The organism is Variovorax sp. LjRoot175 (genome assembly GCF_964253805.1).
In the GTDB taxonomy this organism is placed as follows: domain Bacteria; phylum Pseudomonadota; class Gammaproteobacteria; order Burkholderiales; family Burkholderiaceae_C; genus Variovorax.
In genome coordinates, this window is sequence record NZ_CAXURY020000001.1 from 3,768,721 (window position 1) to 3,792,138 (window position 23,418).

A 23,418-nucleotide genomic window follows, 5' to 3' on the forward strand; every position below is an offset into this window, starting at 1 on the left:
CACCGCTGAGGCGTTCGGCGTGGCCAAGATCACGTCCCCGCGAAGATAAAACGTCCACGCCGGCTCGCGCCTGCGAAACGCCAGTTCGGCTACTACGCGCTGCCCCTGTTGTGGCACGACCGCGTGATCGGCTGGGCCAACGTCACAGCGCGCGAAGGCCGGCTGCAACCGGCCTTCGGCTATGCCGGCGCGAAGCCGCGCGACGCGGCCTTTCGCGCGGCGCTCGACGACGAGCTGCAGCGCATGAGCGAGTTCATGGCCAGGCGGCCACCGGCGCTCAATCCTCTACGGCCAGCTTCAGCCGCATGAGCGCCTGATCCCACTGCTGGGCGATGGCGTCGAGCGAACGCCGGCCTTCTTCCAGCCGCGCCCGCTCGAGCTCCCAGAGCCGTTCGCGCCCGACCTTCAGGTCATGCACCAGGCCCGCGCCGGCCAGCACCTGCAGGTGCTTGGTGACGGCTTGCCGCGTGATCTCGGTGCCGGATGTGAGCTGCGCGATCGACATCGCGCCGCCGGCGCACAGCACGGTGACCAGGCGCAGGCGCGTCTCGTCGCCCAGCGCCGCGAAGATCGACGCCGAGTTCTTCAGGGCCGGCTTCTTCAGCTTCACCGGCGCGCTAGGGCGTGGCGACATGCTTCTCGATGTTCTTCATCTGCTCGTCCCAGCCGCCGCTGTTCATGCGGAAGGCCTCCAGCCGGCGTTCCGGCGGGATCTTGTCGAAGCCGGATTCGACCAGCGTGAGCAAGGTGCCGCCCTCGACTTCGGTCAGCTCGAACTCGACCAGCGTGGTCGGCTCCTTCGAATAGTCGACAGCGGGATCGATCGCGGCCGGATGCCAGCGCAGGGCCAGCAGGCGCTCCGGTTCGATGCGCTCGACCAGCACATCGAAGACCAGATGTTCGTAACCCGGATAGGTGATGTGTCCCCGTGCGCGCTGGCCGGCGACGAAGGCCTGCCCCTTCAGCGACACGCGAAACCATTCGCCGAACTCCTCGGCGTTCGACAGCGCGCGCCAGACCCGCGAGCGCGGGGCCTTGAGCAGGATCTTTCTCTCGATGCGGTCCGTGGATGCATTCATATGCAACCTCCTGGCTGCATATTAGGCAGTGCGAACGTAAAACGCAACCATTTCATTGCATTTCCAGCGAAAGCCCCGCGCCACGCGAGGTCTGCCGCACGCGCGACAACCGGCTCGCCGCCCGGCTCCTAGAATCGCCGGGCCGCCGCACGAAAGCGCAGCGGCAAAGCGTTCTCAGGGCGGGGTGGAATTCCCCACCGGCGGTGATGGCGACACGTTCGCACGAGCCCGCGAGCGCCTGCGGCGTGCAATGCGCCGCAGGGTCAGCAGACCTGGTGAGATCCCGGGGCCGACGGTCACAGTCCGGATGAAAGAGAGCGCGATCCCGTTGCCCGGCAGGCGCGTTCGCGCGCGTGCCGGGCCTCGGGTTCGTGCGCCCTGATTCAGGAAACCCTTCTTCAAAAGGCAAACCATGAGTCAGATCAACGACCTTCCCCTCTCCGCCGTCGCGTCGACGGAAGCACCGCGCGGCCGGCGCATCGCCTTCGTGCAGGCGCAATGGCATTCGGATATCGTCCACCAGGCGCGCGACGCCTTCCTCGAGGAAATGCAGCGCCAAGGCGTGCCGCAGGACAGCATCGACATCTTCGACGTGCCCGGCGCCTTTGAGATCCCGCTGCATGCCAAGCGGCTCGCCAACTCGGGGCGCTATGCCGGCATCGTCGGCTGCGCGCTGGTGGTCGACGGCGGAATCTACCGCCACGAGTTCGTCGCCAGCACGGTGGTCCAGTCGTTGATGCAGGTGCAGCTCGAGACCGACGTGCCGGTCTTCTCGGCCGTGCTCACGCCACACCACTTCCACGAACACATCGAGCACCGCAAGTACTTCCACCGCCATTTCGCGGTCAAGGGCACGGAAGTGGCCGAGGCCTGCGTGAAGACCCTGGAGGGATTGCGGCGCGTCGATGCGCTGCTCGCCGCCTGAGCTCTAGGCTTTCGCGATGAACACCATCGCCAAGCCCTACACCCTCTACGGCGCGCCCGGTTCCGGCGCGACGCCGGCGCATGCCGCGCTCACGCTCATCGGTGCCCCCTGCACCATCGTCGACGTCGCGCCCTGGGAGAGCGAAGCCGAGCGCGACCGCCTGCTGCCGGTCAACGCGATGCGGCAGGTGCCGGTACTGGTGCTGCCTTCGGGCGAGCTCATGACCGAGAGCGCCGCGATCCTGGTCTGGCTCGGCGACCGCCATCCGGAGGCGGGTCTCGCCCCCGCCATCGACGATCCGCAGCGCGCGCAGCACCTGCGCTGGATGAGCTTCGTCTCCGCCGCGATCTATTCGCTATTCTGGGCGCGCGATGTGCCGTCGCGGCTGGCGGCCGATGCGGCGGCCGAGAAGGTGATCCTCGAGCGCACGGAAGAACGCATCGCCGAATGCTGGCGCCTCATGGATGCGCAGATGCCGCGCGGCACACCCTATCTGCTGGGCGACACCATCGGCATGCTCGACCTCTACGTGACGGTGGTCTCGCGCTGGACGCCGCGACGGCTGCGCTTCTACCGCGAGGCGCCGCGCATGGCCGAGGTGGTGCGACGCGTCGACGCGGAGCCGCGCCTGGCCCAGTTCTGGGCCGCGCGCTATCCCTTCACGCCCGGCTGGGAGGCCGCGGAGCCCTGAGCCTCCGTGAGGCCATCCAAGGGTTTGCGCTGACAAGATGGGGGTCAAACCCTGTTCCCGAGTCCCGTAAGAATTGCGTAAGATTCGCGCCCACGCCAACCAGGATCCCCATGCTCGACATCGATTTGCCCGTGCCTGCTGCGGCGGTTCGCAGCCTTCTTGCCAACCACGGGATCGTCCCGGCGCTGGCCCTGCTCAACGACCGGACGCTCTATCGGTTCACGGCGATCTACAAACTGAGCGGCGAGGTGATGCATGCGGCGCACGCTTTCGACCGCATTTCCGAATACCGCAGCTGGCTGAAGGTGGTGCCGCTCGGCAGGAGCTTCTGCCAATATGCGATCGAGCATGGCGAGTTCGTGACCAGCGATGCCTCCAAGGACCAGCGCCTGACGAACCGCCCCTACGCCGGCTTCGTCGAGTCCTACTACGGCCAGCTGCTGACGCGCGCCGACGGCACGCCCTATGGCACCTTCATCCATTTCGATCTGGAGCCGCGCAGCATTCCGGCGGAGGAAATCGCCTTCCTGCGCGAGGTGATCCCGGAGTTCATCGACTACCTGGAATGAACTAGGGCCTGTTAACAGGCCTAGCCGGTCCGCGCCAGCAGCACCGGCACCGAGGACGCCAGCAGCGCCACGCCCGACAGCGTCAGGAGCCCCAGTACGACCTGGCGGAAGCGCGCCTCGCTGATGCCGATGTAGAGCCGCGCGCCGAGCAGCACCGGTACCAGCACCGCGATTGCGACGATGCCGAGCAGCGGCAGCGTCTCGGTAGCGACGAAGCCCGCGCCGAGGTAGAACGAGAAGGCCACCACCAGCATCGAGAGATTGAAGTTCTGGATCACCGAGCGCTGCACGTCCTTCTCGAGGCCGCGCAGCGTGCACCAGAGCGTCGGGATCGCGCCGGTGAAGCCGCCCAAGCCGCCGCAGACGCCGCCTATCAGGCCGATCACCGCGTCGGCCGCCCGGCCGCCCGCGCTCACGCGCGGCAGATTGCGCGCCATCAGCATGGCCGGGCACCAGAGCACCAACAGGCCGCCGAGGCAGGCCTTGAACAGCGGCACATCGAGCCGCGGCAGCAGCCAGACGCCGAACGGCACGCCGACGAGGCCGCCGAGGATGAAGGGCAGCAGCAGCGCCCAGTTGAAACCGCGGCGCACCGTGACGGCCGCGATCACCTGGCCGGCGAGCGCGCCGAAGGTCGCGAGCACCGCGGCCAGCTTCGGATCCACCGTCCAGGCCCAGAAGGACATCGCGACCAGCCCGAAGGCGAAGCCCGACAGGCCCTGTACGAAGCCGGCCACGACCGCGCCGAGCGCGACGATCAGGTAGAGAGACAAGGGAATCGGCCGACGCAGGGCCGCCCCAAGGCGGCTGCGGCCCCCTCGGGGGGCAGCGAGGACACGCAGTGCCGAGCGTGGGGGCTCGTCATGCCGAGGCAGGAACCAAGGCCTCGCGCCGCACGCGCCGCACATTGAACGCGCTGGCGATCAGCACCGCCTGCACCACCGCCAGCCCGACGATCACGCTCGCGTACTGGCCATGGTCCATCAGCCGGCCGAATATCAGCGGCGCCACCGCCTGGCCGATATCCAGGCCCGCGTAGACCACGCCATAGACGCGGCCGGATGCATTGGCCGGCGTCGAACGCTTGACCAGCAGGTCGCGCGAAGGCCCTGCGATGCCCGAGGCGAAGCCCATCGCGCCGAACATCACCGGCACCACGATGGGCGGGAAGTCGGCCAGCGCGAGCACCAGCGCCAGCACCGCGGCCACACCGAAGGCGGCACCCACGATGCGCTCGCACCGCGAGGGGTCGGACGCCAGGAAGCCGCCCACCACCATGCCGGCGGCGCTGGCCACCATGTAGATCGTGAGGCACACCGCGATCAGCGCCACCGGCACCGCGTGCAGGTGGCCGGCCGCGGCCGGAGCGAAGGTCTGCACCACGCTCAGCGCCATCGCATAGAAGAGGAAAAAGCCGAAGCACATCCAGACCGCCGGGATCTTGAGGAAGGCGAATTCGCTGCCCGCGGCCGCGTCCGATCCGGTCGCCTTGTGCACTGCCTTCACATCGAGCGCCAACACGCTGCGGTTCCACCACAGCACCGCCAGCACCACCAAGGCCACCGCGCCCGCCGAGGCCAGCGCCACGCGCCACGAGAAAGCGACGGCCAGCGGCACCACGAAAGCCGGCGCCACCGCCCAGCCCAGGCTGCCGGTGATGCCGTGCACGCTGTAGGCATGGCCCAGGCGCGTGGGTGCCACCTTGCGATTGAACAGCGTGTAGTCGACCGGATGGAACACGCCGTTGCCGACGCCCGCAACCACCGCGCTCGCGAGCAGCATCCAGTAGCTCTGCGCCAGCGCATAACCCACGGCGGCCAGGGCCAGCAGACCGAGCCCCACGAACAGTACCGGCCGCGGACCCAGCTTGTCGACCACGAAGCCCGAGGCCGCCTGCACCACGCAAGAGACCACGAAGAACACGGTGAGCACCGCGCCGAGCTCGGTGTAGCTCACCTCGAACGCGTCCTTGATCCACGGAAACAGCGGCGGCAGCACGAGCTGGGCGAAATGGCTGATGGCATGCGCCAGGCCGACCAGGCCGATCAGCTTGGCGTCGGAGCGCAGGGTGGGCGTGGCGGCGGAAGCGTGGGATGAAGACATGAATTGCAACAAGAAACTGGAGCGGGCACCGATCGTATTCCCGGATGCCGCGGCAGAATGCCGATACAGAGACAACATTTGTCGAAATCATGCCGCCCCTTGCCGCCACGCCGATCTACAGCGTCGCCTCGCTCACGCCCCATCTCTATGCGCCAGACGCGCTGCGCCCACTGCGGGCCAAGGAACACTTTCTCAAGGCCGACACCCTCGTCGAGCTGCACTCCCATCCCTGGCCGCAGCTGACCTTCTCGACGCGCGGCGTGATCCGCCTGAGCACCGAGGACGGCAGCTACATCGTGCCGCCCTCGCGCGCGCTCTGGGTGCCAGCCGACATGCCGCACAGCGTCACGCTGATCGAGGACGCCGAGCTGCGCACCGTCTACCTGCACAGCTGGCTCGGGCCGGCCTGGGAGAAATGCGAGGTGCTCGAGATCAGCCCCTTGCTGCGCGCCCTGATGCTCGCGCTCGACACCACACCCGACGGCCTGCCGCCGTCCGACCCGCATGCGGCGCAGCGCGAGCGCTGGATCGCGCCGCTGCTGGTCGACGAGCTCGAGCGCGCGACGCAGATCCGCATCGATGTGCCGCTGCCGGCCGACAAGCGCCTGCGCCAGTTGTGCGAGACCCTGCTGCGCAACCCGGCCAGCCGCGCCACGCTGGCCGAACGCGCCGAGGCCATCGGCGCCAGCGAGCGCACCGTGGCGCGGCTGTTCCGCGACCAGCTCGGCACGAGCTGGCAGCAATGGCGCCAGCAGGCCGTGCTCGCGCATGCGCTGCCCCTGCTCGCGCGCGGCATGGCCGTGAGCCAGGTGGCGTCGGCCAGCGGCTATGCGACCGACAGCGCCTTCTGCGCGATGTTCAAGGCCGCGACGGGGAAATCGCCGACGGCGTTCCAGCACAAGAAGAAGTAGCTGCCGCGGCGCCTCGGAAGCGCTTTCGTATCATCGGCCGGTGCACCCCGAACAACATCCCGCGCGCTGAAAGCATGGCCCTCCACCGCGACCAGCTCGTGCGCTGGCTTCCCTTCCTCGGCTGGCCCCGCCCGAGTCGCGCGCTTCTCACCGGCGAGGCGCTGGCCGGCGTCACCGTGGCGCTGATGATGATCCCGCAGGGCGTGGCCTATGCGGCGCTGGCCGGGATGCCGCTGGTCACCGGCATCTACGCCTCGGTGCTGCCGGCGCTGATCGGCGTGCTGTTCAGTGCATCGACCAGGCTCTCGGTCGGGCCGACCGCCTTGTCCAGCCTGCTGGTCGCGGCCTCGCTCGGGCCGCTGGCCATTCCGGGCAGCGCCGAGTGGGTGGCGCTCGCGGTGTGGCTCTGTCTCATGTCCGGCGCAATCCAGCTGGTGCTCGGACTCGGCGGTTTCGGCTGGGTGCTGCGGCTGGTCAATTCGCCGGTGCTGATCGGCTTCACGCAGGCGGCCTCGGTGCTGATCATCCTGTCGCAGCTGCCGGCGCTCTTCGGCTTCACGGGCCGTAGCATCGGCCAGCTGCTGCATGGCGCGCCGCCCGACTTCCTGGCCATTGCCTTCGGGCTCGGCAGCATCGCCGCGCTGTGGCTCGCCAAGGAGCGCTGGCCGCGCTTTCCGGCCGCGATGATCGTGGTCGGCGCCAGCGCGGCCATCAGCGCCGCCATCGGCTATGCGCTGCGCGGCGGCGCCGTGATCGGCACCCTGCCCTCGGGCCTGCCGGCCTTCTACTGGCCCGGCCCGCTCCCGCTCGGCAGCTTCGGCACGCTGCTGCTGCCGGCCCTGATGATCACGCTGGTGAGCTTTCTCGAAACCGCATCGAGCGCCAAGGTCGACAACGCGCGCGCCGGCAAGCTCTGGAACGAAAACCAGGACCTGATCGGCCAGGGCCTGGCCAAGATCGCCTCCGGCTTTTCGGGCGCCTTCCCCACCAGTTCCTCGTTTTCGCGCTCGGCCATCAATCTCTACGCTGGTGCGCAGACCGGCTGGGCCACCGTGTTCTGCGTGCTGCTGATCGGCGCCGCGCTGCTGTGGGCGATGCCGCTGCTCTACCACGTGCCGCAGGCGGTGCTCGCGGCGATCGTGGTCATCGCCATGCTGGGGCTGGTGCGGCCGGGGCAGTTCGTATCGCTCTGGCGCATCTCGCGCGTCGAAGCGGTCACGGCGCTGGTCACCTTCGTGCTCACGATCGCGACCGCGCCCTCGATCTACTGGGGCGTGCTGGCTGGCCTCTTGATGAGCCTGAGCCACTACATGTACCGGCACCTGCATCCACGCATCATCGAGGTGGGCCTGCATCCCGACGGCAGCCTGCGCGACCGCCACCTGTGGAACCTGCCGCCGCTGGCGCCGCAGCTGCACGCAATGCGCATGGACGCCGAACTCGACTTCGCCACCGCGAGCACGCTGGAGCGCGCCATCACCGTCACGCTGGCGATGCGGCCCGAGCTCACCGACATCTGCCTGTTCGCGCAGCCGATCAACCGCATCGACGTGACCGGCGCGGAGGTCTTCGGTGCCATCCGCCGGCTGGTGGAATCCAAGGGCGTGCGGCTGCACCTGAGCGGGCTCAAGCTGCCGGCGCAGCAGGTGCTGGAACGCGCCGGGCTGCTGGCGCCGGGGCCGATGCTCTTCGTCTACCGGACCGACAGCGACGCGCTGGCCGCGCTGGCCGATGCGTCGGTCCTGCAGCAGGAGAGCGTCGCATGAAACTCCACATCCTCTCGGACCTGCACCTGAGCCGCGGCGTGCTGCCGCATCCGCAAACCGATGCCGATCTGGTCATCCTGGCCGGCGACATCGCGCGCCCGGCCGAAGCGATGGCCTGGGCCGCGGGCTTCGACAAGCCGGTGCTCTATGTGGCTGGCAATCACGAGTTCTACGGCGCCAGCATCGACGGCACGATGCGCGAACTCAAGGCAGGCGCGGCCGGAACGCGCATCCGCGTGCTCGACGACGAGGAGGTCGTTGTCGACGGCGTGCGTTTTCTCGGCAGCACGCTGTGGACCGACTACCTGCTGTTCGGCGCCGGTGAGGCGCGCACGTCGGCGACGGCCCTGGCCGCCCAGTTCATGCGCGACTTCAGCCGCATCCGGCTGAACGAGGATTCGCCGGCCCTCTTCACGCCGGCGGACGCGGCCGCGCTGTTCCGGCGCCACGCGGCCTGGCTGGCCGACCGGCTGGCCGAGCCGCATGCAGGGCCGACCGTGGTCATCACGCACCACGCACCTTCGCCGGAGAGCATTCATCCGCGCTTTGCCGGCTCGCCGATCAACGCCTCCTTCGTGTCCGACCTGGAAACGTTGATGCCCGGCGGCGGGCCCGAGCTCTGGATCCACGGCCACACGCACGACAGCTTCGACTACCGCGTGAACGACACGCGCGTGCTGTGCAACCCGCGCGGCTATGCGCGCGACGGGGTCAACGAGAACGCGCTCTTCGACCCGCTGCTCGTGGTCGAGGTCGGCACGCGGAACACCGGCCGCTGACGCGGCCTCAGGCGCGGGTCCGCAGCGCCGGCGGGCAACAGCCGCAAGCGCCGCCATGCCGCAGGCGCTGGTAGCCCGAACCGGCGCCCTGCTCCGACCGCAGTCCGGATCTTGGCTCCCGGCTGCCCATGCCCAGCGAAACCGGAACACTCAGCGCGCGGCCGGACTCGGCGCCGCATGCAGGGCACGGGGCGGGCTGGTCGAACAGCGCCAGGGGCCGCCGCGCGGTGAAGGGACCGCAGCGTGCACAAGCGTAGTCGTAGGTGGGCACAGGCGTTTACCAGCCGCCCGATTCGCCGCGCGGCACGTAGCGGCCGCTGCCGGTCTTGCCGAGCCAGTGCTCGCCATCGACGATGAGCTCGCCGCGCAGCAGCACCTTGCTCACCCGGCCCGTCACGCTGCGGCCTTCGAAGAGCGTGAAGTCGCAGTTGCCGTGCTGCGTGTTCGCCGAAATGACATGCTGGGCGCCGGGATCGAAGAGCACCAGATCGGCGTCGCTGCCGACCGCGATGGTGCCCTTGCGCGGAAACAGGCCGAAGAGCTTCGACGGCGCCGTCGAGGTCAGCTCGACGAAGCGGTTGAGCGAGATGCGGCCGGAGCGGACGCCGCCGTCGTAGAGGGTCGCCATGCGTGTTTCGACGCCCGGCACGCCGTTCGGGATCTTCGAGAAATCATCGCGGCCGTACGGCTTCTGGTTGACGCGGCCCAGATGCCCTTCCTTCATGCAGAAGGGGCAGTGGTCGGTCGACACGAGCTGCAGATCGTCGGTGCGCAGTGCGGTCCACAACGCCTGCTGCGACTCCTTGGAGCGCAGCGGCGGACTCATGACGTAGCGCGCCAGGTCGAAGTCCTCGCTGTCGTAGGCGCTTTCGTCGAAGAACAGGTAATGCGGGCAGGTTTCGGCGAACACCGGCACGCCCATGTCGCGCGCCTCGATCACATGCTTGAGCGCTTCCTTGGCCGAGAGATGCACGAAGTACACCGGCGCATCGGCGAGTTCGGCGAGCTTGATGCCGCGGTGCGTCGCTTCCCCCTCCATGAGGGCCGGCCGCGTGAGCGCGTGGTACTTGGGCGCGGTGTGGCCCTGCGCCAGCGCTTCCTGGATGAGAAGCTCGATGATGGTGCCGTTCTCGGCATGCAGCGCGATCATGCCGCCGTGCTGGCCGACCATGCGCATGGCCCGGAAGATGGCCGCGTCGTCGACCATGACCGAGCCCGGATAGGCCATGAACATCTTGAAGCTCGAGACGCCTTCGTGCCGGATCGCGTGCTGCATGTCGGCCAGGGCCTGGTCGTCGACCGCGGTCACGATGACGTGAAAGCCGTAGTCGATGCAGGCGCCCTCCACGCCCTTGGCCTGGGCGCGTGCTATCGCCTCGAGCACGCTCACCTCCTTGCGCTGGAACGCGAAGTCCACGATCGTCGTCGTGCCGCCGAAGGCGGCCGAACGCGTGCCGGACTCGAAACTGTCGCAGGTGGTGGAGTCTCCGAAGGTGTTGTCCATGTGCGTGTGGCAGTCCACGCCGCCCGGCAGCACAAGAAGACCGGTGGCGTCGATGACCGCGGCGTCGGGGCCCGCGTCGAGCGAGCGGCCGATGGCGACGATCCGGCCGTCATCGACCAGCAGGTCTGCGGTGTAGTCGTCCACGGCCGTGACGATGCGGCCGTTGCGAATGATTTTGCGGGACATGGGTGTTGACTCCTGAAAAATCCGAGCTACGCGCTGACGCCGGCTTCGGCCAGCGCACGCTCCAGTGCGGCGACTTCCTCGGCCGGCAGCGGCCCCATCGGCAGCCGCATGGCATCGCTCGGAAAACGTCCGAGCAGCTTCAGGCAGGTCTTGAGCCGTGCCGTCGCGTAGCCGCCCGGCGCCGTGCCGTAGATTGCCTTGGCCAGCGGATAGATGCGCTCGTTGAGACGGCGCGCCTCGTCGAGATCCTTGCGCCGGATGGCCTGGTCGAGCGCGATCACGAGCTCCGGTACCACGACGGCCAGGCTCACCAGGCTGCCCTCGGTGCCGATGGCGAAGCAGGTGAACAGGTGTTCGTCGCCCGAAGCCATCATCGCCACCTGCGGCGCCACGCGCTTCACCAGGCGGCGGTTGGCCTCGTAGGCTGCAGCCTCCCAGCTGCCCTCCTTGACGCCGACCACGTGCGGCAGCTGCGCGAGCTCGGCGAGCACCTCCGGCGGATAAGCCATCGCGCCCGCATTGACGCCGGCCTGGTAGAGCATCAAGGGCATCTGCGCGTTGGCGTTGGCCGTCTTGTGGTGCGTCACGGCCATGCGCGAATCCTGCGAAAGCGCCCAGGAGAACGGCGGGAAGACCAGCACCGCGTCGGCACCGGCGGCCTTGGCATCGTCGACATGGTGCCGGGCCTCGAGGCTGTCCTCGGCGTTGATGCCGCAAACCAGAATGGCGCGCTGGCCGCAGACCTCGAAGGCGATCTCGGTCACGCGGCGCTTCTCTTCGCGCGAGAGCAGGAAATTCTCGCCGGCGTGTCCGTTGATCAGCAGGCCCGTCATGCCGGGCACGGAGGCGTTGGCCTCCAGGTGGGACGCCAGCGTGGTCTCGTCGATGCGGCCATCGCCCTGCAGCGGGCACAGCGTGGCGGCATAGATGCCGTGAAATGGGTCAGGTCGTTGAGGAATCATGGAGGGGACATTTCAAGCGCCGGGCATCGGCATGCCCAGCAGGCGGGCGGGATCGAAAAGAGGCAGGTCGGGCTCCTGGCCGAGGATGTGCTGGGCCATGATCCGGCCCATGAACGGGCCGCTGGTGTAGCCCGAGTGCGCACTGCCGACCACATAGGCCTGCGGCACGCCGGGCACGTCGCCGATGATGGGCATCGCATCCGCGGTCTCGGCCTCGAGGCCGAGCCAGATGCGCGCGATGCGGGCTTCGGCCAGCGCCGGTACCGCGTAGGCCGCGAGGCGCACGTTGCCCACCAGGTTCTGCGGGCGGGCCTCGACGCCGCCGCGCTCTCGGTCGCCATCGCCCTGCCAGCCGCCGCCGATCAGCACGGTGCCGTTGGCGAACTGCTTGAGCGAGAGCAGACCGCTCGCGACGCTGAGCACGGTGCGCATCACGGGGCGGATGCGCTCGGTGATGATGAGTTGGTTGATCAACACCTTGATCGGAATCTGCACGCCGAGCCAGGCCAGCATGTTCTGGATCCACACGCCGCCGGCCAGCACCACCCGCTTCGCGTGCAGCGGTGCGCGGCCGGCGGCAGCGTCGAGACGAATCACGTGGCCCGCATCGCCCGAATCGATGGCCGCAACCGGCGCGTTTTCGAGCACCTCGACGCCGGCGTGCGTGAGCGCATGGCGGAACGCCCGGCCCGTGAGGTAGGCGCTTGCGAAACCATCGATCTCGCAGTAACCCGCCTTCAGCAGGCCGGAATGCAGGCCGGGCTCGATCTCCCGCGCACGCTCGGGCGTGATCACCTCGATCGGCGCGCCATACGCGCGGCGGGCCTTGGCGCGCAATTCGACCAGTTCGCACTCCGCCTCGGTGAAGGCCAGCGTGAGCCCGGGCACGTGGGTCGCGAGCACCCCCATGCCGAGCCACTTCTCCGCATCCATCCACATCTGCCACGCGCGCATGGCATAGGGCACGAGCGCGGCGCGCGTCATGTGCAGCGTGAGCGTGCCGGCGTTGACGCCCGAGGCTTCGCGGCACAGCGGTCCGCGATCGACCACCGCCACCCGCATGCCGCCCTCGGCCAGATGCAGGGCGGTGGCGCAGCCCATGACCCCGCCGCCGATCACGACCGCGTCGTAGGCCGCCGCATGGCGCGTGGCCTCGCTCACAGCGGGGCCGCCTTCGGAATGGGGATGTCGGCGTAGGTGTAGTCGCCCGCCACCTCGGCGAGCGAGACCGGACGCAGCGGCGCGCGGCCCGTGAAGCAGCCCACTGCCTCGCGACTGCCGACATGCGCTGCGAGCAGTGCCCCGGCCACGTCGCCGCAGCTTCGGCCCTGGCACGGTCCCATGCCGCAGCGGGTCCAGGCCTTGAGCTGGTTCATGTCGCGTGCACCGTCGCGCGCTGCCGCATCGATCTCGGCGCGGGTCACGTCTTCGCAGCGGCACACGATGGTGTCCGCGGCAATGCCGGCGACCGTGCCTTCGCGCAGTGCCATCAGGCCCGCCATCGCACGCCCGAATCGTGCAGGCTTGTGCCATTGCGCCAGCAGGCGGGCGCGTTCGCTTGCATGGACCTCTGCCACCAGCCGGCCGAGGTCGTGCGCACAGGCCAAGGCTGCCAGTTCGCCATGGGCGCCGGCCGCGGCGGCGCCGGCAATGCCCGCGCCGTCCCCTGCGACGTAAAGGCCCGCGACCGAGCTGCGGCCGTCGGCGTCGGTGTCGGCGATCCAGCCGCCGCGTTCCGCGGCATAGCGATGGCGGGCGCGCAGCAGCCGGGTCACGTCGGTGCCCGGTACCAGGCCGTGCCCGACCGTCACGCCGTCGGCCACGAACACGGCTGACGGGACATCGGCAATCGGCTTGCCGGCCGCATCGACACGCAGCGCACGTACCTGAAACCCATTGCCCACCGCCTGGACGGAATGGATGCCGTGCCGGTGGAACACCGGCACACCGGCGATGCGCAGGCTGGCGTACCACTGCGCCCCTCGCCACAGCAGATCGGGGCGGCCAGTGAGCGACGGCAGCGCACGCAGCCAGTCGGCCTGCCCGGCCAGGTCGAGCACCGCGGCCACCTCGCCGCCTGCCTTGAGGATGCCGTTCGCCACCGCCAGCAGCAGCGGCCCGCTGCCTGCCACCACCGTACGGCGCCCCGGCAGCATGTTCTGCGACTTGAGCAGGATCGTCGCGGCGGCCAGGCCCATGACGCCCGGCAGGGTCCAGCCGGGAAAGGGCACGACGCGCTCGGTCGCTCCTGTCGCCACCAGCAGCGCACGCGGCTGCCAGCTGACGGTGCCATCCGGACCGATCAGGTCGGTGCGCAGACTCGTACCGACGTTCCACACCTTGTGGCCGAAGAGGCAGCGCACGCCGGCCCGGCGCAGTTCTTCGCGCAGGGCATCGCCCTGCCTCGCCTCGCTCGACAGCGCGGCGCCGCTTGCACGCGTGAATCCTGCGGGAAGCGGCCGCCACACCTGCCCGCCCGCGTCGTGGTTCTCGTCGACCAGCAGTACGCTGAGGCCGCAGCCCTGCGCGCGCAGCGCCGCCCGCGCGCCGGCCGGACCGGCACCGATCACGAGCAGATCGACGGACTGGAGCGCTGCCTCAGCCATGACGCTCTTCCCTGAAGGGGAGCGTTTCGACCTCCAGCCCGCCGGCCACCGCCACCTGGCAGGCGAGCAGCTTGCGCGCACCGACCCACACCAGGCATTCCTGGCAGGAGCCCATGAGGCAGAACAGGCCGCGGGGCGCCCCGTCGCGCGGACTGCGCCGCAGCTCGCGCCGGCCCGCCGCGAACAGCGCCGCGGCGACGCTTTCGCCCCCGAATGCCCGGACGGTGCAACCATCGACAAGGAATTGCACCGCCGGCCCCCGCTGCACCGCCTGATCGGCACGCAGTGCCGCAGGCGCGGAATAGGAAGACTTCGTCATGAAGAAAGAGCGTCGGATGAGCGATTGAAACAAGCCGGGCAAGTCCAGGCTGGACCCGCTGGATTTTATTGTATACATTTCATATATCGATGTTATTTCTTTTGCAGACATCGATCGAACTGGCATTCGTCTTGCGTTCGTTCCCGCTCTGCGAACCGCGATCGGCGGTTCGATCCAACCAACCATCCATCTCTAGGAGTTCTTCGCGATGAAGCAAATCAGGAACGCAGTCCGCCGCGCCTTGCTGGCGGCCGGATCGCTTGCACTCGGCTCGACCCTGCTGGGGCTGCCGGCGTCCGCGTCGGCGCGAACGCTCGACGAGATCGTTGCCAGCAAGAAGATCGTCATCGGCGTCAATCCCACGCTGCCGCCGCTGGGCATCTTCAACGACAAGAATGAGATCGATGGTTTCGACGTCGAAATCGCACGCAAGCTCGGCGAGCTGCTGGGCGTGAAGACCGAAATCGTGCAGGTCGGCTCGCCCGATCGCATTCCCTTCGTGAGCAGCGGCAAGATCGATGCCGTGCTCGGCGCCATGACGATCACGGCCGAACGCCAGAAAGTCATCGACTTCACCGTGCCGCTGCACACCGAGGTGTTGGGCGTCCTGACGACCAAGGCCAAGCCGTACAAGGACTGGATGGAGCTCAACGACCCCTCGGTCAAGCTGGTCGAGGTGCGCGGCGCCACCCCCGTGAAACTGGTGCAGGAGAAGCTGCCCAAGGCCCAGTTGCTGCTGCTGGACAACTACCCCGACGCGGTGCGTGCGATCGCCCAGGGCCGCGCCGACGCGATGATCGACGTGATGGACTTCATGACCGAGCACACCGCCAAGCACAAGATCGACTGGCGCATCGTGGACGCGCCCATCGACGTCTATTTCTGTGCCATCGGCGTGCAGAAGGGCAACGACGCACTGCGCGAGAAGCTGAGCGGCGCGATCAAGGAACTGCACCGCAACGGTTATGTGGACGAGCGCTGGAAAAAATGGTTCGGCGGCCCCATGCTGCATGACCCGCGCACCGCGCCGAGCTACAAGTAGGCGTCGCGCCGAATGATCCCGCGCCGCGCGCAGCCTGCCTGCGCGCGGCGCGCATGCACGACCGAGATCCCATGCAATTCGACTACACCCCGGTCCTCGAACGTCTGCCCTACCTCATCGGCGGTGCGTGGCTGAGCCTGCAGATCGCCTTTCTCGCTTTCGCTTTCGGCATGCTGATCGGCCTGGGCGGCGCGTCGGTGCGCGCCTACGGCCCGCGCTGGGCGCGCCGCATCGTCGGCGCCTACGTGGTGTTCTTCACCAACACGCCGCAGCTGGTGCAGATCTTCTTCATCTTCTTCGCACTGCCTGACGCGGGCATCCTCCTGTCGCCCTACCAGGCGGTGCTGATCGGTATGACGCTCAATGCCGGTGCCTACCTCACCGAGATCCAGCGCGCGGGCTTCGAATCGGTGCGCCTGCCCGAGCTCGAGGCGGCGGAGACGCTGGGCTTTTCGCGCCTCCAGACCATCCGCCACGTGATCGTGCCGCACATCGTGCGCGTGCTGTTCCCGCCGCTTTCGAACCAGTACATCCTGATGACGCTCGGCACCTCGATGGCCGCTGTGTTCGGGGTCGAGGAACTCACCGGCCGGGCCTTCAACATCAACTCCGAAACCTTCCGCTCGATCGAGGTGTTCTCGGTCGCCGCGGTGCTCTACATCGTGATCACGCTGATCGCGACGCTGTCGCTCGCCTTCGTCGGCAAGCGCTTCTTCCGCGCCAAGATGAGGTGGTTCTGATGTGGGACCAGATCATCGAAGAGCTGCCGCGCTTCTTCGGCTACTACAACCTGATCTTCTTCGCCAAGGCACTGGGCGCGACCTTCGCGCTGTCGGCCATCGGCTGCATCGTGGGCTTCTCGCTCGGCTTCGTGTTCGCGGCCGTGCGCCTGAGCACGCGGCCTGCGGCGAGGCCGCTGCGCGTGGTGGTGACGATCTTCACCGAGCTGTTCCGGCGCATCCCCTTCCTCGTGACGCTGATGCTGGTGTTCTTCATCTTCCAGGGGATGCATGCGGACCTCAGCATGTTCGCGGTGGCGCTGATCAGCGTGTGCCTGATCGCCACGGCCTTCATCGCCGAGATCGTGCGCAGCGGGCTCGAATCCGTGCACCGCAACCAATGGGACGCCGCCATCACGCTGAACTTCAGCTACCTGCAGACGCTGCGCCTGGTGATCGTTCCGCAAGCCTGGAAGATCATCCTGCCGCCGGTGTTCGGCTTCTTCGTGCTGTTCATCAAGGACACGGCGCTCGCATCGCAGATCGGCGTGGTCGAACTGGCCTTCGCCGGCAAGACGATGAACAACAAGGGCTTCTCGGCCACGCTCGTCTACGGCACGGTGCTCGCCCTCTATTTCATGCTGTCCTATCCGCTGGCGCGTTTCGGCAAATACCTGGAGAGAAAGCTTGCCCCAACTCGAAATCGTTGACCTCAAGGCCAACTATGGCGCGCACACCGTGCTCGAGCGCATCAACCTGTCGGTCGAGAAGGGCGAGATCGTCAGCCTGATCGGACCCTCGGGCTCCGGCAAGAGCACGCTGCTGCGCGTGCTGATGGGTTTGCTGCCGCCGATTTCCGGCCAGGTGCGCATCGACGGCCAGGCGCTCGACTACAACGACCGCGGGCAGCTGCGCCGCATCCGCTCGCAGATGGCGATCGTGTTCCAGCAGTACAACCTGTTCCAGAACATGACGGTGCTCGACAACGTGACCGTCGCCCCCATCAAGGTGAAGGGGCGGCCGCGCAAGCAGGTGGAAGCCTATGCGACGCAACTGCTCGAAAAAGTCGGCATGGGCAGCAAGCTGCAGTCCTACCCCGACCAGCTGTCGGGCGGCCAGCAGCAGCGCGTGGCCATCGCACGTGCGCTCGCGCTGCACCCCGGCATCGTGCTGCTCGACGAGGTGACGGCTGCGCTCGACCCGGAGCTCGTCAACGAGGTGCTGGACACGGTGCGATTGCTGGCAGCCGACGGCATGACCATGTTCATCGTCTCGCACGAGATGGGGTTCGTGCGCGAAGTGTCGAGCAAGGTCGTGTTCATGGACGGCGGGCAGGTGGTCGAGGTCGGCGACCCGAAGCAGATCTTCGATCAGCCCCGCGAAGCGCGCACGCGCGAGTTCGTCGGGAAGATCCTGCGGCACTGACCGCGTTCGCCCGGGCTATGGCGAGAACTCGCTCACCAGCCCGTTGCTGAGCCGCGAGAGCGTGTAGCGCGCGAGATTTCGCAGGTGCGCCACCACGGCCTCCTCGGCCGCCTTTTCGTTGCCCGCGATGTACGCGTCCAGGATGGCCAGATGCTCCTTGCGGTCGTCCTCGATGCGCTTGAAGGGATCGACCACCTCGAACAGGCGGCACAGCACGCGCAGATGGGCGATGGTGTCGGCCAGCATCGCATTGCCGGAGGCGCGCGCGAACAACCCGTGGATCTCGTCATCGGCCTGCCAGTGGCTGGAGCCCTGCTGGCTCGAGTCCAGCGACAGGATGCTGGCGCGCAGGTTCCGCACCTCTTCGGCCGGCACGCGCCCCATGGCAAGCGACACCGCCTGCGACTCCAGGCGTTCGCGTACCTGCAGGCACTGGAAGTAATGCGACGCCGCGATGCGCCGCACCGCATAGGAGCGCGCATTGGCGCGCACCAGCAAACCCTCGCCTTCGAGCCGCAGCAGGGCCTCGCGCAGCGGCGTGCGCGACATCTGGAGTCGCTCGGCCAAGCGCCCTTCGACCAGCACTTCCCCACCCGACAGCTCCCGCTGGAGGATGAGCCGCCGCACGACGGCGTAGGCCCGGTCGGTCAGGTTCGTCGACAACTCGGCCGGCGCCTCGAGCGTCGCGGCCTTGCGCGACGGCTTTGCAGGCGTGGCATCGGCAGCCGCGCGAGCGGCGGATTTCTTCGGCCGACCGGGCTTCCTGGCCTCCTCATGCACCGGCGCCTTGGCCGTGACTTTGGATTTCATATGCTTTGTCTACAAATTGTGTGCAATCGAGCGATGCCACAGCATACGGTGTTCTCGCGACCGGCGCCAAGCGCCTGCCTCAATCCTTCACCGGCCCGCGCAGGCTCTTGATCTCCGAACGCTGGCTCTTGCCCTCGAGCCGCCGCTGCTTCGCGCCATAGCTGGGCTTGGTCGGCCGGCGCACGCGCGGCGGCGTGGCGACGCTGTCGACCAGCTCCTGCAGCCGCACCAGCGCGTCGGCGCGGTTCATGTCCTGGCTGCGGTGCTTCTGCGCCTTCAGCACCAGCACGCCTTCCTGCGTGATGCGGCTGTCGCGCAGCGCGAGCAGGCGTTCCTTGACGTCCTCGGGCAGCGAGCTCGCCGCGATGTCGTAGCGCAGGTGCACCGCGCTCGATACCTTGTTGACGTTCTGCCCGCCCGCGCCCTGCGCGCGGATGGCGCTGAACTCGACTTCCAGAGGGTCGATGAGGATGGGCGGACGCGGCGCGGGCATCCGCTATTTTGGCTTGCGCGGTGGTGCCTTCATCTCGAGCCGGTTGACGCTGACCCGCGGTGAGTCCATATTCATCGCAGGAGGTGTGATGCCGTGCCTGCCGTTCGTCCCGCCGCGGTCGCGGGGACCTTCTACCCCGGCGATGCGCTGCAGCTGCAGCGCGAGGTCGGCGATTGCCTCGCCGCTGCCGGCAGCGCTGTCGCCGAGTCCACGAAGCCACCGAAGCTGCTGATCGTTCCGCACGCCGGCTATGTGTATTCCGGCGCCGTCGCGGCACAAGCCTATGCCCTGCTCGCACCATGGCGCGAGCGGATCACGCGCGTCGTGCTGCTCGGTCCGGCCCATCGCTGCGCGGTGCGCGCGCTGGCGGCACCAGAAGCGGACGCCTTCGATACGCCGCTCGGTCGCATCGCACTGGAACATGCGTCCCTGGCCCTGCTCGGCAGCCCGCCGCAGGTCGTGCACGACGACTGGCCTCACGCCTTCGAGCATTCGCTGGAGGTGCAACTGCCGTTCCTGCAGACGGTGCTGAACAACTTCGCGTTGGTCCCCCTGCTCGTCGGCAACGCAAGTCCCTCCGAGGTCGCGCAGATTCTGGAACGGCTGTGGGGCGAAGACGAAACGCTGATCGTCGTCAGCTCCGACCTGTCGCACTACCTGCCGTACGCGCAGGCCCAGGCGCGCGACCGCGCGACGGTGCAGCGCATCCTCGCCTTCGACGGCGCCCTGGTTCCCGAAGAGGCTTGCGGCGCACGGGCGATCAACGGTGCGCTGCAGGCGGCACGCAGCCACCGCCTGCAGCCGCGCCTGCTGGACCTGCGCAATTCCGGCGATACCGCGGGAGACCGCCGCCGCGTGGTCGGCTACGCGGCGATCGCGTTCGAGGCGCCGGCATCATGAGCGCGAACCATCCCGGGCGCTGGTGGCACAGGTTGGACGACGGGCGCATCCAGTGCGACCTGTGTCCGCGCGACTGCCGGCTGCACGAAGGCCAGCGCGGGATGTGCTTCGTGCGCCAGCGTGTCGGCGACGAAATGGTGCTGACGACCTACGGGCGCAGCTCGGGCTTCTGCCTCGACCCGATCGAGAAGAAGCCGCTGAACCATTTCCATCCCGGCTCCAGCGTGCTCTCCTTCGGCACCGCCGGCTGCAACCTGGCATGCAAGTTCTGCCAGAACTGGGACATCTCCAAGAGCCGCGAGATGGACCGGCTGATGGATGCCGCATCGCCGCAGCGCATCGCCGAGCTGGCGCGCCAGCGCGGCGCCCTGAGCGTGGCCTTCACCTACAACGACCCGGTGATCTTCGCCGAGTACGCGATGGACGCCGCCGATGCCTGCCATGCGCTGGGCCTGTTCAGCGTCGCCGTGACCGCGGGCTACATGCACGCCGCGCCGCGGCGCGAGTTCTACGCCAGGATGGACGCGGCCAATGTCGACCTCAAGGGCTTCACCGAAGCCTTCTATTTCCAGCAGACCGGCGCCCACCTCGCGCCGGTGCTCGACACCCTGCAGTACCTGCGCCACGAGACGAGCTGCTGGTTCGAGATCACGACGCTCTTGATCCCCGGCCACAACGACAGCGATGCCGAGATCGAGGCGATGAGCCGCTGGATCGCCGAGCACCTCGGGCCGGACGTGCCGCTGCACTTCACCGCCTTCCATCCGGACTACAAGATGATGGACGTGCTGCCGACGCCGCCTGCCACGCTGACGCGCGCCCGCTCCATCGCGCTCGCCAACGGGCTGAACCATGTCTACACCGGCAATGTCCACGACGTGGAAGGCGGGACGACCTGGTGCCCGCATTGCCGCGCGCCGCTGGTGCGCCGCGACTGGTATCTCGTGCTGGACTGCGAACTCGATGCGCGCGGCGAATGCCCGCACTGCGGCACGCCGATCGCAGGCCGCTTCGGCGCCTTCAGCCACGGCTTCGGCCGGCGGCGCATCCCGGTGCGGGCAGCGCAATCACTGCCATCATAAAGGAGACCTCCATGAGCCTGACCCTCACTTCCACCGCGTTCGCACCGGACGGCGCGATACCGCCCATCCACACCTGCGAAGGCAAGGACGTGTCGCCGCCGCTGGCGTGGAGCGGCGCACCCGCGGCGACCCTGAGCTTCGCGCTCATCGTCGACGACCCGGATGCGCCCGATCCGGCGGCGCCCAAGATGACATGGGTCCACTGGGTGCTCTACAACATCGGCGCGGAGGCCGGCGAGCTTCCCGAAGCGGTCAAGCCGGCGGCATTGCCGGCGGGCACGCGCGAGGGCGTCAACGACTGGGACCGCACGGGCTATGGCGGGCCTTGCCCGCCCATCGGCCGCCACCGCTACTTCCACAAGCTCTACGCGCTCGACGCCGTGCTGCCGGAACTCGAGCGCCCGGACAAGGCCGCGCTCGAGAAGGCGATGAAGGGACACGTGCTCGCACAGGCGGAGCTGGTGGGCACGTACGAGAAGCGTCGATAGGCGCTACTTCAGCGCCGCCTCCACCGCCAGCGCCACCGCGGCCAGCCGCGCATCGTCGCCCTGCACCGAGGAGAGCATGAGTCCCACCGGCAATTCGCCCGCGCGGTGGCACGGCAGGCTGAAGGCGCAGCCGTCCAGGTAGTTGATCGCGAAGGTGTTGCGCAGCAGCAGGCCGTTGGCCTTGAAGAAAGCCTCGTCCGAGCGCACCAGTTCGTCGATCGGCGGCGCGACGATGGGCACCGTCGGGCACAGCAGCGCATCGAAGCCTTCGAGCGCGCGCTCGGTGCGCGCGATCCAGGCGCGGCGCTTGTCCTGCATCGCGATGTAGTCTGCCGCGCTCGCCGCGGCACCGGTCGCGATGCGCGCGGCCACGCGCGGGTCGAATCGCTCGCGCGCCTGCGCCAGGCGCTCGCGATGCACCGCATGCGCCTCGACCGCCGAGAAGCCGCCGGGCGCGTTGAGCTGCGCGATCTCGGCCAGTTCAGGCAACCCGATGTCGACAATCTGAGCGCCGGCCGCAGACAGGATCTTCAGCGCACGGTCGAAGGCGCTGGCCACCGCGGGCTCGATGCCGTCGAACATCAGCGTCTGCGGCACGGCGAAGCGCATGCCCGCGAGCGGCCGTTGCCGCACGGCCAGAGGTGCATCGGCGATGACGGCGTCGACCCGCAGGCAGTCCTCCACGCTGCGCGCCATCGCGCAGACCGTGTCGAGCGTGCGCGACAGCTCCAGCGCGCCGGTGCGTGGCGTGCGCGCCTGCGTGCTCTTGAAGCCGACCAGCCCGCAGAGCGCGGCCGGAATGCGGATCGAGCCGCCGGTGTCCGAGCCCAGGCCGGCGACCGCCAGCCCCAGCGCCACCGACACGGCGGCGCCCGAGGAGGAGCCGCCCGGGATGCGCGCCACCGCGGCGTCCGCCGGATTGCGCGGCGTGCCGTGGTGCGGATTGATGCCCACGCCCGAGAAGGCGAACTCCGTCATGTTGGTCTTGCCGACGATGGCGGCGCCGTTCGCGCGCAGCCGCGCCACGGCCGGCGCGTCGGCCACAGCCGGCAGCTCGTCGCGGCAGACGATGGAGCCGGCCATGGTGGTCTCCCCGGCCACGTCGTAGAGATCCTTGACCGACACCGGCAGGCCGGCGAGCGCAGGCAGCGCGACGCCCGCGCGCAGCGCCGCATCGGCATGGCGCGCCGCGGCCAGCGCGGCCTCGGCATACAGCTGCGTGAACACATGCTGAGCGCCCGAGGCCGCGGCGCCTTCCAGCGCCTGGGCGACGAGATGCTCGTGCGAGAGTTCGTCGCGCGCCATGCGGCTGCGCAGCGCGGCGATCGTCTCGCCACTCATCACGCCACCACCGGCAGCGGCTGGACCGCATAGCGATGCACGATGCTGCGCTTCAGGCGCGGATCGTGGATCTCGATCTCCATTTCGGGCGCAGGCCGGATGCCCTCGCCGCGTGCGTTTGGCAGCGCGCCCAGCGTGCCGCAGGTCATGAAGCATCCCTCTTCGCTGTCTTCGAAAATGCCGTCGCGCAGCGAAGCGAGCGGCCGGATCGCCGCCAGGCTGCCCTGCTGGTAGCTCACCCACTTCCCATCCTCGAGGATGCGCGAGCGCAGCTGCAGTTCGTCCTGGTAGTGGGCCACGTCGGCCCAGCGCCATGCGGCCGTGGCCACCGGCTTGGCGCACATCTGCTTGGAGACCGCGACCGAGTAGCCCTCCACCTTGCGGTCGGTGTGGTCCGAGCCGACGCTGAGCCACCATTCGCCGCGCGCGAAGAACAGCACCGGCTCGGCCTCGCCGGAACTCTGCTCGCCGAGCGCCTCGATCGCGGGCGCCTGCGTCAGCAGGTTGGCGCCGACGCGGTAGTAGAGCGGCACGCCCGAGGGACGCGGCACGCCGATGGCCTCCAGCTCCTCGATGTGGTGTGCGATGGCGGCGGCGTCGCGGCCGGTCCAGCCCGCGACCACCAGGCGTTGCGGCGCGCTGGCGATCAGTTGCGCGGAGCGCGTGCCGTCGGCAGCGACCGACTCGCAGGCGAAATGAAGCTTCGATGGCATGAATG

General features: G+C 68.6%; 27 protein-coding genes, 1 pseudogene and 1 riboswitch. Of the genes and pseudogenes, 14 read left to right on the plus strand and 14 right to left on the minus strand.

Features of this window, described 5'->3' with window-relative positions:
* Nucleotides 1–72: 72 nt before the first annotated feature.
* Nucleotides 73–309 (plus strand): annotated as a pseudogene (locus ACSQ89_RS18625) (hypothetical protein); the annotation flags it as partial.
* On the opposite strand, the gene ACSQ89_RS18630 reads toward ACSQ89_RS18625, so the two are convergent.
* Nucleotides 278–634 (minus strand): ArsR/SmtB family transcription factor, encoded by a 357-nt coding sequence (locus ACSQ89_RS18630; RefSeq protein ID WP_436296329.1) that lies wholly within the window; start codon nucleotides 632–634, stop codon nucleotides 278–280. The pseudogene ACSQ89_RS18625 and the gene ACSQ89_RS18630 sit on opposite strands and share 32 nt — an antisense overlap.
* Nucleotides 618–1,079 carry an SRPBCC family protein gene (locus tag ACSQ89_RS18635; RefSeq protein ID WP_436294561.1) on the minus strand — a complete coding sequence of 154 codons (462 nt, stop codon included), beginning with the start codon at nucleotides 1,077–1,079 and terminating at the stop codon, nucleotides 618–620. The genes ACSQ89_RS18630 and ACSQ89_RS18635 overlap by 17 nt, the downstream gene beginning before the upstream one ends.
* A 166-nt stretch (nucleotides 1,080–1,245) precedes the next feature.
* Nucleotides 1,246–1,402: riboswitch (FMN riboswitch) on the plus strand.
* A gap of 89 nt (nucleotides 1,403–1,491) precedes the next feature.
* On the opposite strand from ACSQ89_RS18635, the gene ACSQ89_RS18640 reads away from it, so the two are divergent.
* From ACSQ89_RS18640 to ACSQ89_RS18650, 3 genes are all read left to right on the plus strand, one after another.
* A complete protein-coding gene (locus ACSQ89_RS18640) occupies nucleotides 1,492–2,004 on the plus strand; it encodes a 6,7-dimethyl-8-ribityllumazine synthase (RefSeq protein ID WP_093109780.1) in 513 nt (170 codons plus the stop codon).
* A 16-nt stretch (nucleotides 2,005–2,020) separates the two neighbouring features.
* Complete coding sequence (locus ACSQ89_RS18645; RefSeq protein ID WP_436294562.1) at nucleotides 2,021–2,695, plus strand: glutathione S-transferase family protein; 675 nt, start codon at nucleotides 2,021–2,023, stop codon at nucleotides 2,693–2,695.
* A 110-nt stretch (nucleotides 2,696–2,805) separates the two neighbouring features.
* Nucleotides 2,806–3,264 (plus strand): hypothetical protein, encoded by a 459-nt coding sequence (locus tag ACSQ89_RS18650; RefSeq protein WP_093109782.1) that lies wholly within the window; start codon nucleotides 2,806–2,808, stop codon nucleotides 3,262–3,264.
* A gap of 20 nt (nucleotides 3,265–3,284) precedes the next feature.
* Here the strand turns inward: ACSQ89_RS18650 and ACSQ89_RS18655 are convergent, their stop codons facing one another.
* Together ACSQ89_RS18655 and ACSQ89_RS18660 are read right to left on the minus strand one after the other, a co-directional pair.
* Complete coding sequence (locus ACSQ89_RS18655) at nucleotides 3,285–4,037, minus strand: sulfite exporter TauE/SafE family protein (protein ID WP_436294563.1); 753 nt, start codon at nucleotides 4,035–4,037, stop codon at nucleotides 3,285–3,287.
* A gap of 88 nt (nucleotides 4,038–4,125) precedes the next feature.
* On the minus strand, nucleotides 4,126–5,367 hold the full coding sequence (locus ACSQ89_RS18660; RefSeq protein ID WP_436296330.1) for an MFS transporter: 1,242 nt from the start codon (nucleotides 5,365–5,367) through the stop codon (nucleotides 4,126–4,128).
* 89 nt (nucleotides 5,368–5,456) lie between these two features.
* Between ACSQ89_RS18660 and ACSQ89_RS18665 the strand changes: the two genes are divergently transcribed.
* The 3 genes from ACSQ89_RS18665 to ACSQ89_RS18675 all read left to right on the plus strand — a co-directional run bounded on the left by ACSQ89_RS18665 (nucleotide 5,457) and on the right by ACSQ89_RS18675 (nucleotide 8,823).
* The gene (locus ACSQ89_RS18665; protein ID WP_436296331.1) at nucleotides 5,457–6,278 is read left to right on the plus strand and encodes an AraC family transcriptional regulator; all 822 of its coding nucleotides are present in this window, start codon (nucleotides 5,457–5,459) and stop codon (nucleotides 6,276–6,278) included.
* A 74-nt stretch (nucleotides 6,279–6,352) separates the two neighbouring features.
* Nucleotides 6,353–8,044, plus strand: coding sequence for a SulP family inorganic anion transporter (locus ACSQ89_RS18670; protein ID WP_436296332.1), 1,692 nt, complete (start codon nucleotides 6,353–6,355; stop codon nucleotides 8,042–8,044).
* Entirely contained in the window at nucleotides 8,041–8,823 is a 783-nt protein-coding gene (locus tag ACSQ89_RS18675) for a metallophosphoesterase (protein ID WP_436294567.1), read from the plus strand. The genes ACSQ89_RS18670 and ACSQ89_RS18675 overlap by 4 nt, the downstream gene beginning before the upstream one ends.
* A 7-nt stretch (nucleotides 8,824–8,830) precedes the next feature.
* Here the strand turns inward: ACSQ89_RS18675 and ACSQ89_RS18680 are convergent, their stop codons facing one another.
* The 6 genes from ACSQ89_RS18680 to ACSQ89_RS18705 are packed head-to-tail and all read right to left on the minus strand — an operon-like array spanning nucleotide 8,831 to nucleotide 14,400.
* Nucleotides 8,831–9,094, minus strand: coding sequence for an FmdB family zinc ribbon protein (locus ACSQ89_RS18680; RefSeq protein ID WP_093109787.1), 264 nt, complete (start codon nucleotides 9,092–9,094; stop codon nucleotides 8,831–8,833).
* A gap of 6 nt (nucleotides 9,095–9,100) precedes the next feature.
* Nucleotides 9,101–10,513 carry a dihydropyrimidinase gene (gene hydA / locus ACSQ89_RS18685; protein ID WP_436296333.1) on the minus strand — a complete coding sequence of 471 codons (1,413 nt, stop codon included), beginning with the start codon at nucleotides 10,511–10,513 and terminating at the stop codon, nucleotides 9,101–9,103.
* 26 nt (nucleotides 10,514–10,539) lie between these two features.
* Nucleotides 10,540–11,475 carry a dihydrodipicolinate synthase family protein gene (locus ACSQ89_RS18690; protein ID WP_093109789.1) on the minus strand — a complete coding sequence of 312 codons (936 nt, stop codon included), beginning with the start codon at nucleotides 11,473–11,475 and terminating at the stop codon, nucleotides 10,540–10,542.
* A 12-nt stretch (nucleotides 11,476–11,487) separates the two neighbouring features.
* Entirely contained in the window at nucleotides 11,488–12,636 is a 1,149-nt protein-coding gene (locus tag ACSQ89_RS18695) for an NAD(P)/FAD-dependent oxidoreductase (protein WP_436294568.1), read from the minus strand.
* Nucleotides 12,633–14,081 (minus strand): FAD-dependent oxidoreductase, encoded by a 1,449-nt coding sequence (locus tag ACSQ89_RS18700; RefSeq protein ID WP_436294569.1) that lies wholly within the window; start codon nucleotides 14,079–14,081, stop codon nucleotides 12,633–12,635. The genes ACSQ89_RS18695 and ACSQ89_RS18700 overlap by 4 nt, the downstream gene beginning before the upstream one ends.
* On the minus strand, nucleotides 14,074–14,400 hold the full coding sequence (locus tag ACSQ89_RS18705; RefSeq protein WP_436294570.1) for a (2Fe-2S)-binding protein: 327 nt from the start codon (nucleotides 14,398–14,400) through the stop codon (nucleotides 14,074–14,076). Before ACSQ89_RS18705 ends, ACSQ89_RS18700 begins: the two co-directional genes overlap by 8 nt.
* A 208-nt stretch (nucleotides 14,401–14,608) precedes the next feature.
* Here ACSQ89_RS18705 and ACSQ89_RS18710 point away from each other — a divergent pair, with 208 nt between their 5' ends.
* The 4 genes from ACSQ89_RS18710 (at nucleotide 14,609) to ACSQ89_RS18725 (ending at nucleotide 17,586) form a co-directional block, all read left to right on the plus strand.
* Nucleotides 14,609–15,442 carry a transporter substrate-binding domain-containing protein gene (locus ACSQ89_RS18710; protein WP_093109792.1) on the plus strand — a complete coding sequence of 278 codons (834 nt, stop codon included), beginning with the start codon at nucleotides 14,609–14,611 and terminating at the stop codon, nucleotides 15,440–15,442.
* Nucleotides 15,443–15,513: 71 nt separating this feature from the next.
* Nucleotides 15,514–16,182, plus strand: a complete 669-nt coding sequence (locus ACSQ89_RS18715) for an amino acid ABC transporter permease (RefSeq protein WP_093109793.1) — start codon at nucleotides 15,514–15,516, stop codon at nucleotides 16,180–16,182.
* Entirely contained in the window at nucleotides 16,182–16,871 is a 690-nt protein-coding gene (locus tag ACSQ89_RS18720) for an amino acid ABC transporter permease (protein ID WP_093109794.1), read from the plus strand. The genes ACSQ89_RS18715 and ACSQ89_RS18720 overlap by 1 nt, the downstream gene beginning before the upstream one ends.
* On the plus strand, nucleotides 16,849–17,586 hold the full coding sequence (locus ACSQ89_RS18725) for an amino acid ABC transporter ATP-binding protein (protein WP_093109795.1): 738 nt from the start codon (nucleotides 16,849–16,851) through the stop codon (nucleotides 17,584–17,586). Before ACSQ89_RS18720 ends, ACSQ89_RS18725 begins: the two co-directional genes overlap by 23 nt.
* A gap of 15 nt (nucleotides 17,587–17,601) precedes the next feature.
* On the opposite strand, the gene ACSQ89_RS18730 is transcribed toward ACSQ89_RS18725, so the two are convergent.
* Together ACSQ89_RS18730 and arfB are read right to left on the minus strand one after the other, a co-directional pair.
* Nucleotides 17,602–18,396, minus strand: a complete 795-nt coding sequence (locus ACSQ89_RS18730; RefSeq protein ID WP_436296334.1) for a GntR family transcriptional regulator — start codon at nucleotides 18,394–18,396, stop codon at nucleotides 17,602–17,604.
* 79 nt (nucleotides 18,397–18,475) lie between these two features.
* Nucleotides 18,476–18,889, minus strand: coding sequence for an alternative ribosome rescue aminoacyl-tRNA hydrolase ArfB (arfB, locus tag ACSQ89_RS18735; protein ID WP_093109796.1), 414 nt, complete (start codon nucleotides 18,887–18,889; stop codon nucleotides 18,476–18,478).
* Between the two features lie 93 nt (nucleotides 18,890–18,982).
* On the opposite strand from arfB, the gene amrB reads away from it, so the two are divergent.
* The 3 genes from amrB to ACSQ89_RS18750 are packed head-to-tail and all read left to right on the plus strand — an operon-like array spanning nucleotide 18,983 to nucleotide 21,359.
* The gene (amrB, locus tag ACSQ89_RS18740) at nucleotides 18,983–19,789 is read left to right on the plus strand and encodes an AmmeMemoRadiSam system protein B (protein WP_436294573.1); all 807 of its coding nucleotides are present in this window, start codon (nucleotides 18,983–18,985) and stop codon (nucleotides 19,787–19,789) included.
* Entirely contained in the window at nucleotides 19,786–20,871 is a 1,086-nt protein-coding gene (gene amrS, locus ACSQ89_RS18745) for an AmmeMemoRadiSam system radical SAM enzyme (protein WP_436296335.1), read from the plus strand. Before amrB ends, amrS begins: the two co-directional genes overlap by 4 nt.
* Nucleotides 20,872–20,882: 11 nt before the next feature.
* Complete coding sequence (locus ACSQ89_RS18750) at nucleotides 20,883–21,359, plus strand: YbhB/YbcL family Raf kinase inhibitor-like protein (protein ID WP_436296336.1); 477 nt, start codon at nucleotides 20,883–20,885, stop codon at nucleotides 21,357–21,359.
* 3 nt (nucleotides 21,360–21,362) lie between these two features.
* On the opposite strand, the gene ACSQ89_RS18755 is transcribed toward ACSQ89_RS18750, so the two are convergent.
* A complete protein-coding gene (locus tag ACSQ89_RS18755; RefSeq protein WP_436296337.1) occupies nucleotides 21,363–22,700 on the minus strand; it encodes an amidase in 1,338 nt (445 codons plus the stop codon).
* Nucleotides 22,700–23,413, minus strand: a complete 714-nt coding sequence (locus tag ACSQ89_RS18760) for a DUF2848 domain-containing protein (RefSeq protein WP_093109801.1) — start codon at nucleotides 23,411–23,413, stop codon at nucleotides 22,700–22,702. The genes ACSQ89_RS18755 and ACSQ89_RS18760 overlap by 1 nt, the downstream gene beginning before the upstream one ends.
* Between the last annotated feature and the right edge of the window lie 5 nt (nucleotides 23,414–23,418).

Excerpts from the sequence above, each read along its gene's own strand:
- ACSQ89_RS18730 (WP_436296334.1), bottom strand. The coding sequence starts at position 18,396 with ATGAAATCCAAAGTCACGGCCAAGGCGCCGGTGCATGAGGAGGCCAGG.
- ACSQ89_RS18640 (WP_093109780.1), top strand. The coding sequence starts at position 1,492 with ATGAGTCAGATCAACGACCTTCCCCTCTCCGCCGTCGCGTCGACGGAA.
- ACSQ89_RS18700 (WP_436294569.1), bottom strand. The coding sequence starts at position 14,081 with ATGGCTGAGGCAGCGCTCCAGTCCGTCGATCTGCTCGTGATCGGTGCC.
- ACSQ89_RS18630 (WP_436296329.1), bottom strand. The coding sequence starts at position 634 with ATGTCGCCACGCCCTAGCGCGCCGGTGAAGCTGAAGAAGCCGGCCCTG.
- ACSQ89_RS18760 (WP_093109801.1), bottom strand. The coding sequence starts at position 23,413 with ATGCCATCGAAGCTTCATTTCGCCTGCGAGTCGGTCGCTGCCGACGGC.
- ACSQ89_RS18660 (WP_436296330.1), bottom strand. The coding sequence starts at position 5,367 with ATGTCTTCATCCCACGCTTCCGCCGCCACGCCCACCCTGCGCTCCGAC.
- ACSQ89_RS18705 (WP_436294570.1), bottom strand. The coding sequence starts at position 14,400 with ATGACGAAGTCTTCCTATTCCGCGCCTGCGGCACTGCGTGCCGATCAG.
- amrS (WP_436296335.1), top strand. The coding sequence starts at position 19,786 with ATGAGCGCGAACCATCCCGGGCGCTGGTGGCACAGGTTGGACGACGGG.
- ACSQ89_RS18710 (WP_093109792.1), top strand. The coding sequence starts at position 14,609 with ATGAAGCAAATCAGGAACGCAGTCCGCCGCGCCTTGCTGGCGGCCGGA.
- ACSQ89_RS18715 (WP_093109793.1), top strand. The coding sequence starts at position 15,514 with ATGCAATTCGACTACACCCCGGTCCTCGAACGTCTGCCCTACCTCATC.
- ACSQ89_RS18645 (WP_436294562.1), top strand. The coding sequence starts at position 2,021 with ATGAACACCATCGCCAAGCCCTACACCCTCTACGGCGCGCCCGGTTCC.
- ACSQ89_RS18670 (WP_436296332.1), top strand. The coding sequence starts at position 6,353 with ATGGCCCTCCACCGCGACCAGCTCGTGCGCTGGCTTCCCTTCCTCGGC.
- ACSQ89_RS18650 (WP_093109782.1), top strand. The coding sequence starts at position 2,806 with ATGCTCGACATCGATTTGCCCGTGCCTGCTGCGGCGGTTCGCAGCCTT.
- ACSQ89_RS18635 (WP_436294561.1), bottom strand. The coding sequence starts at position 1,079 with ATGAATGCATCCACGGACCGCATCGAGAGAAAGATCCTGCTCAAGGCC.
- hydA (WP_436296333.1), bottom strand. The coding sequence starts at position 10,513 with ATGTCCCGCAAAATCATTCGCAACGGCCGCATCGTCACGGCCGTGGAC.
- arfB (WP_093109796.1), bottom strand. The coding sequence starts at position 18,889 with ATGCCCGCGCCGCGTCCGCCCATCCTCATCGACCCTCTGGAAGTCGAG.
- ACSQ89_RS18750 (WP_436296336.1), top strand. The coding sequence starts at position 20,883 with ATGAGCCTGACCCTCACTTCCACCGCGTTCGCACCGGACGGCGCGATA.
- ACSQ89_RS18665 (WP_436296331.1), top strand. The coding sequence starts at position 5,457 with ATGCCGCCCCTTGCCGCCACGCCGATCTACAGCGTCGCCTCGCTCACG.
- ACSQ89_RS18690 (WP_093109789.1), bottom strand. The coding sequence starts at position 11,475 with ATGATTCCTCAACGACCTGACCCATTTCACGGCATCTATGCCGCCACG.
- ACSQ89_RS18675 (WP_436294567.1), top strand. The coding sequence starts at position 8,041 with ATGAAACTCCACATCCTCTCGGACCTGCACCTGAGCCGCGGCGTGCTG.
- ACSQ89_RS18755 (WP_436296337.1), bottom strand. The coding sequence starts at position 22,700 with ATGAGTGGCGAGACGATCGCCGCGCTGCGCAGCCGCATGGCGCGCGAC.
- ACSQ89_RS18720 (WP_093109794.1), top strand. The coding sequence starts at position 16,182 with ATGTGGGACCAGATCATCGAAGAGCTGCCGCGCTTCTTCGGCTACTAC.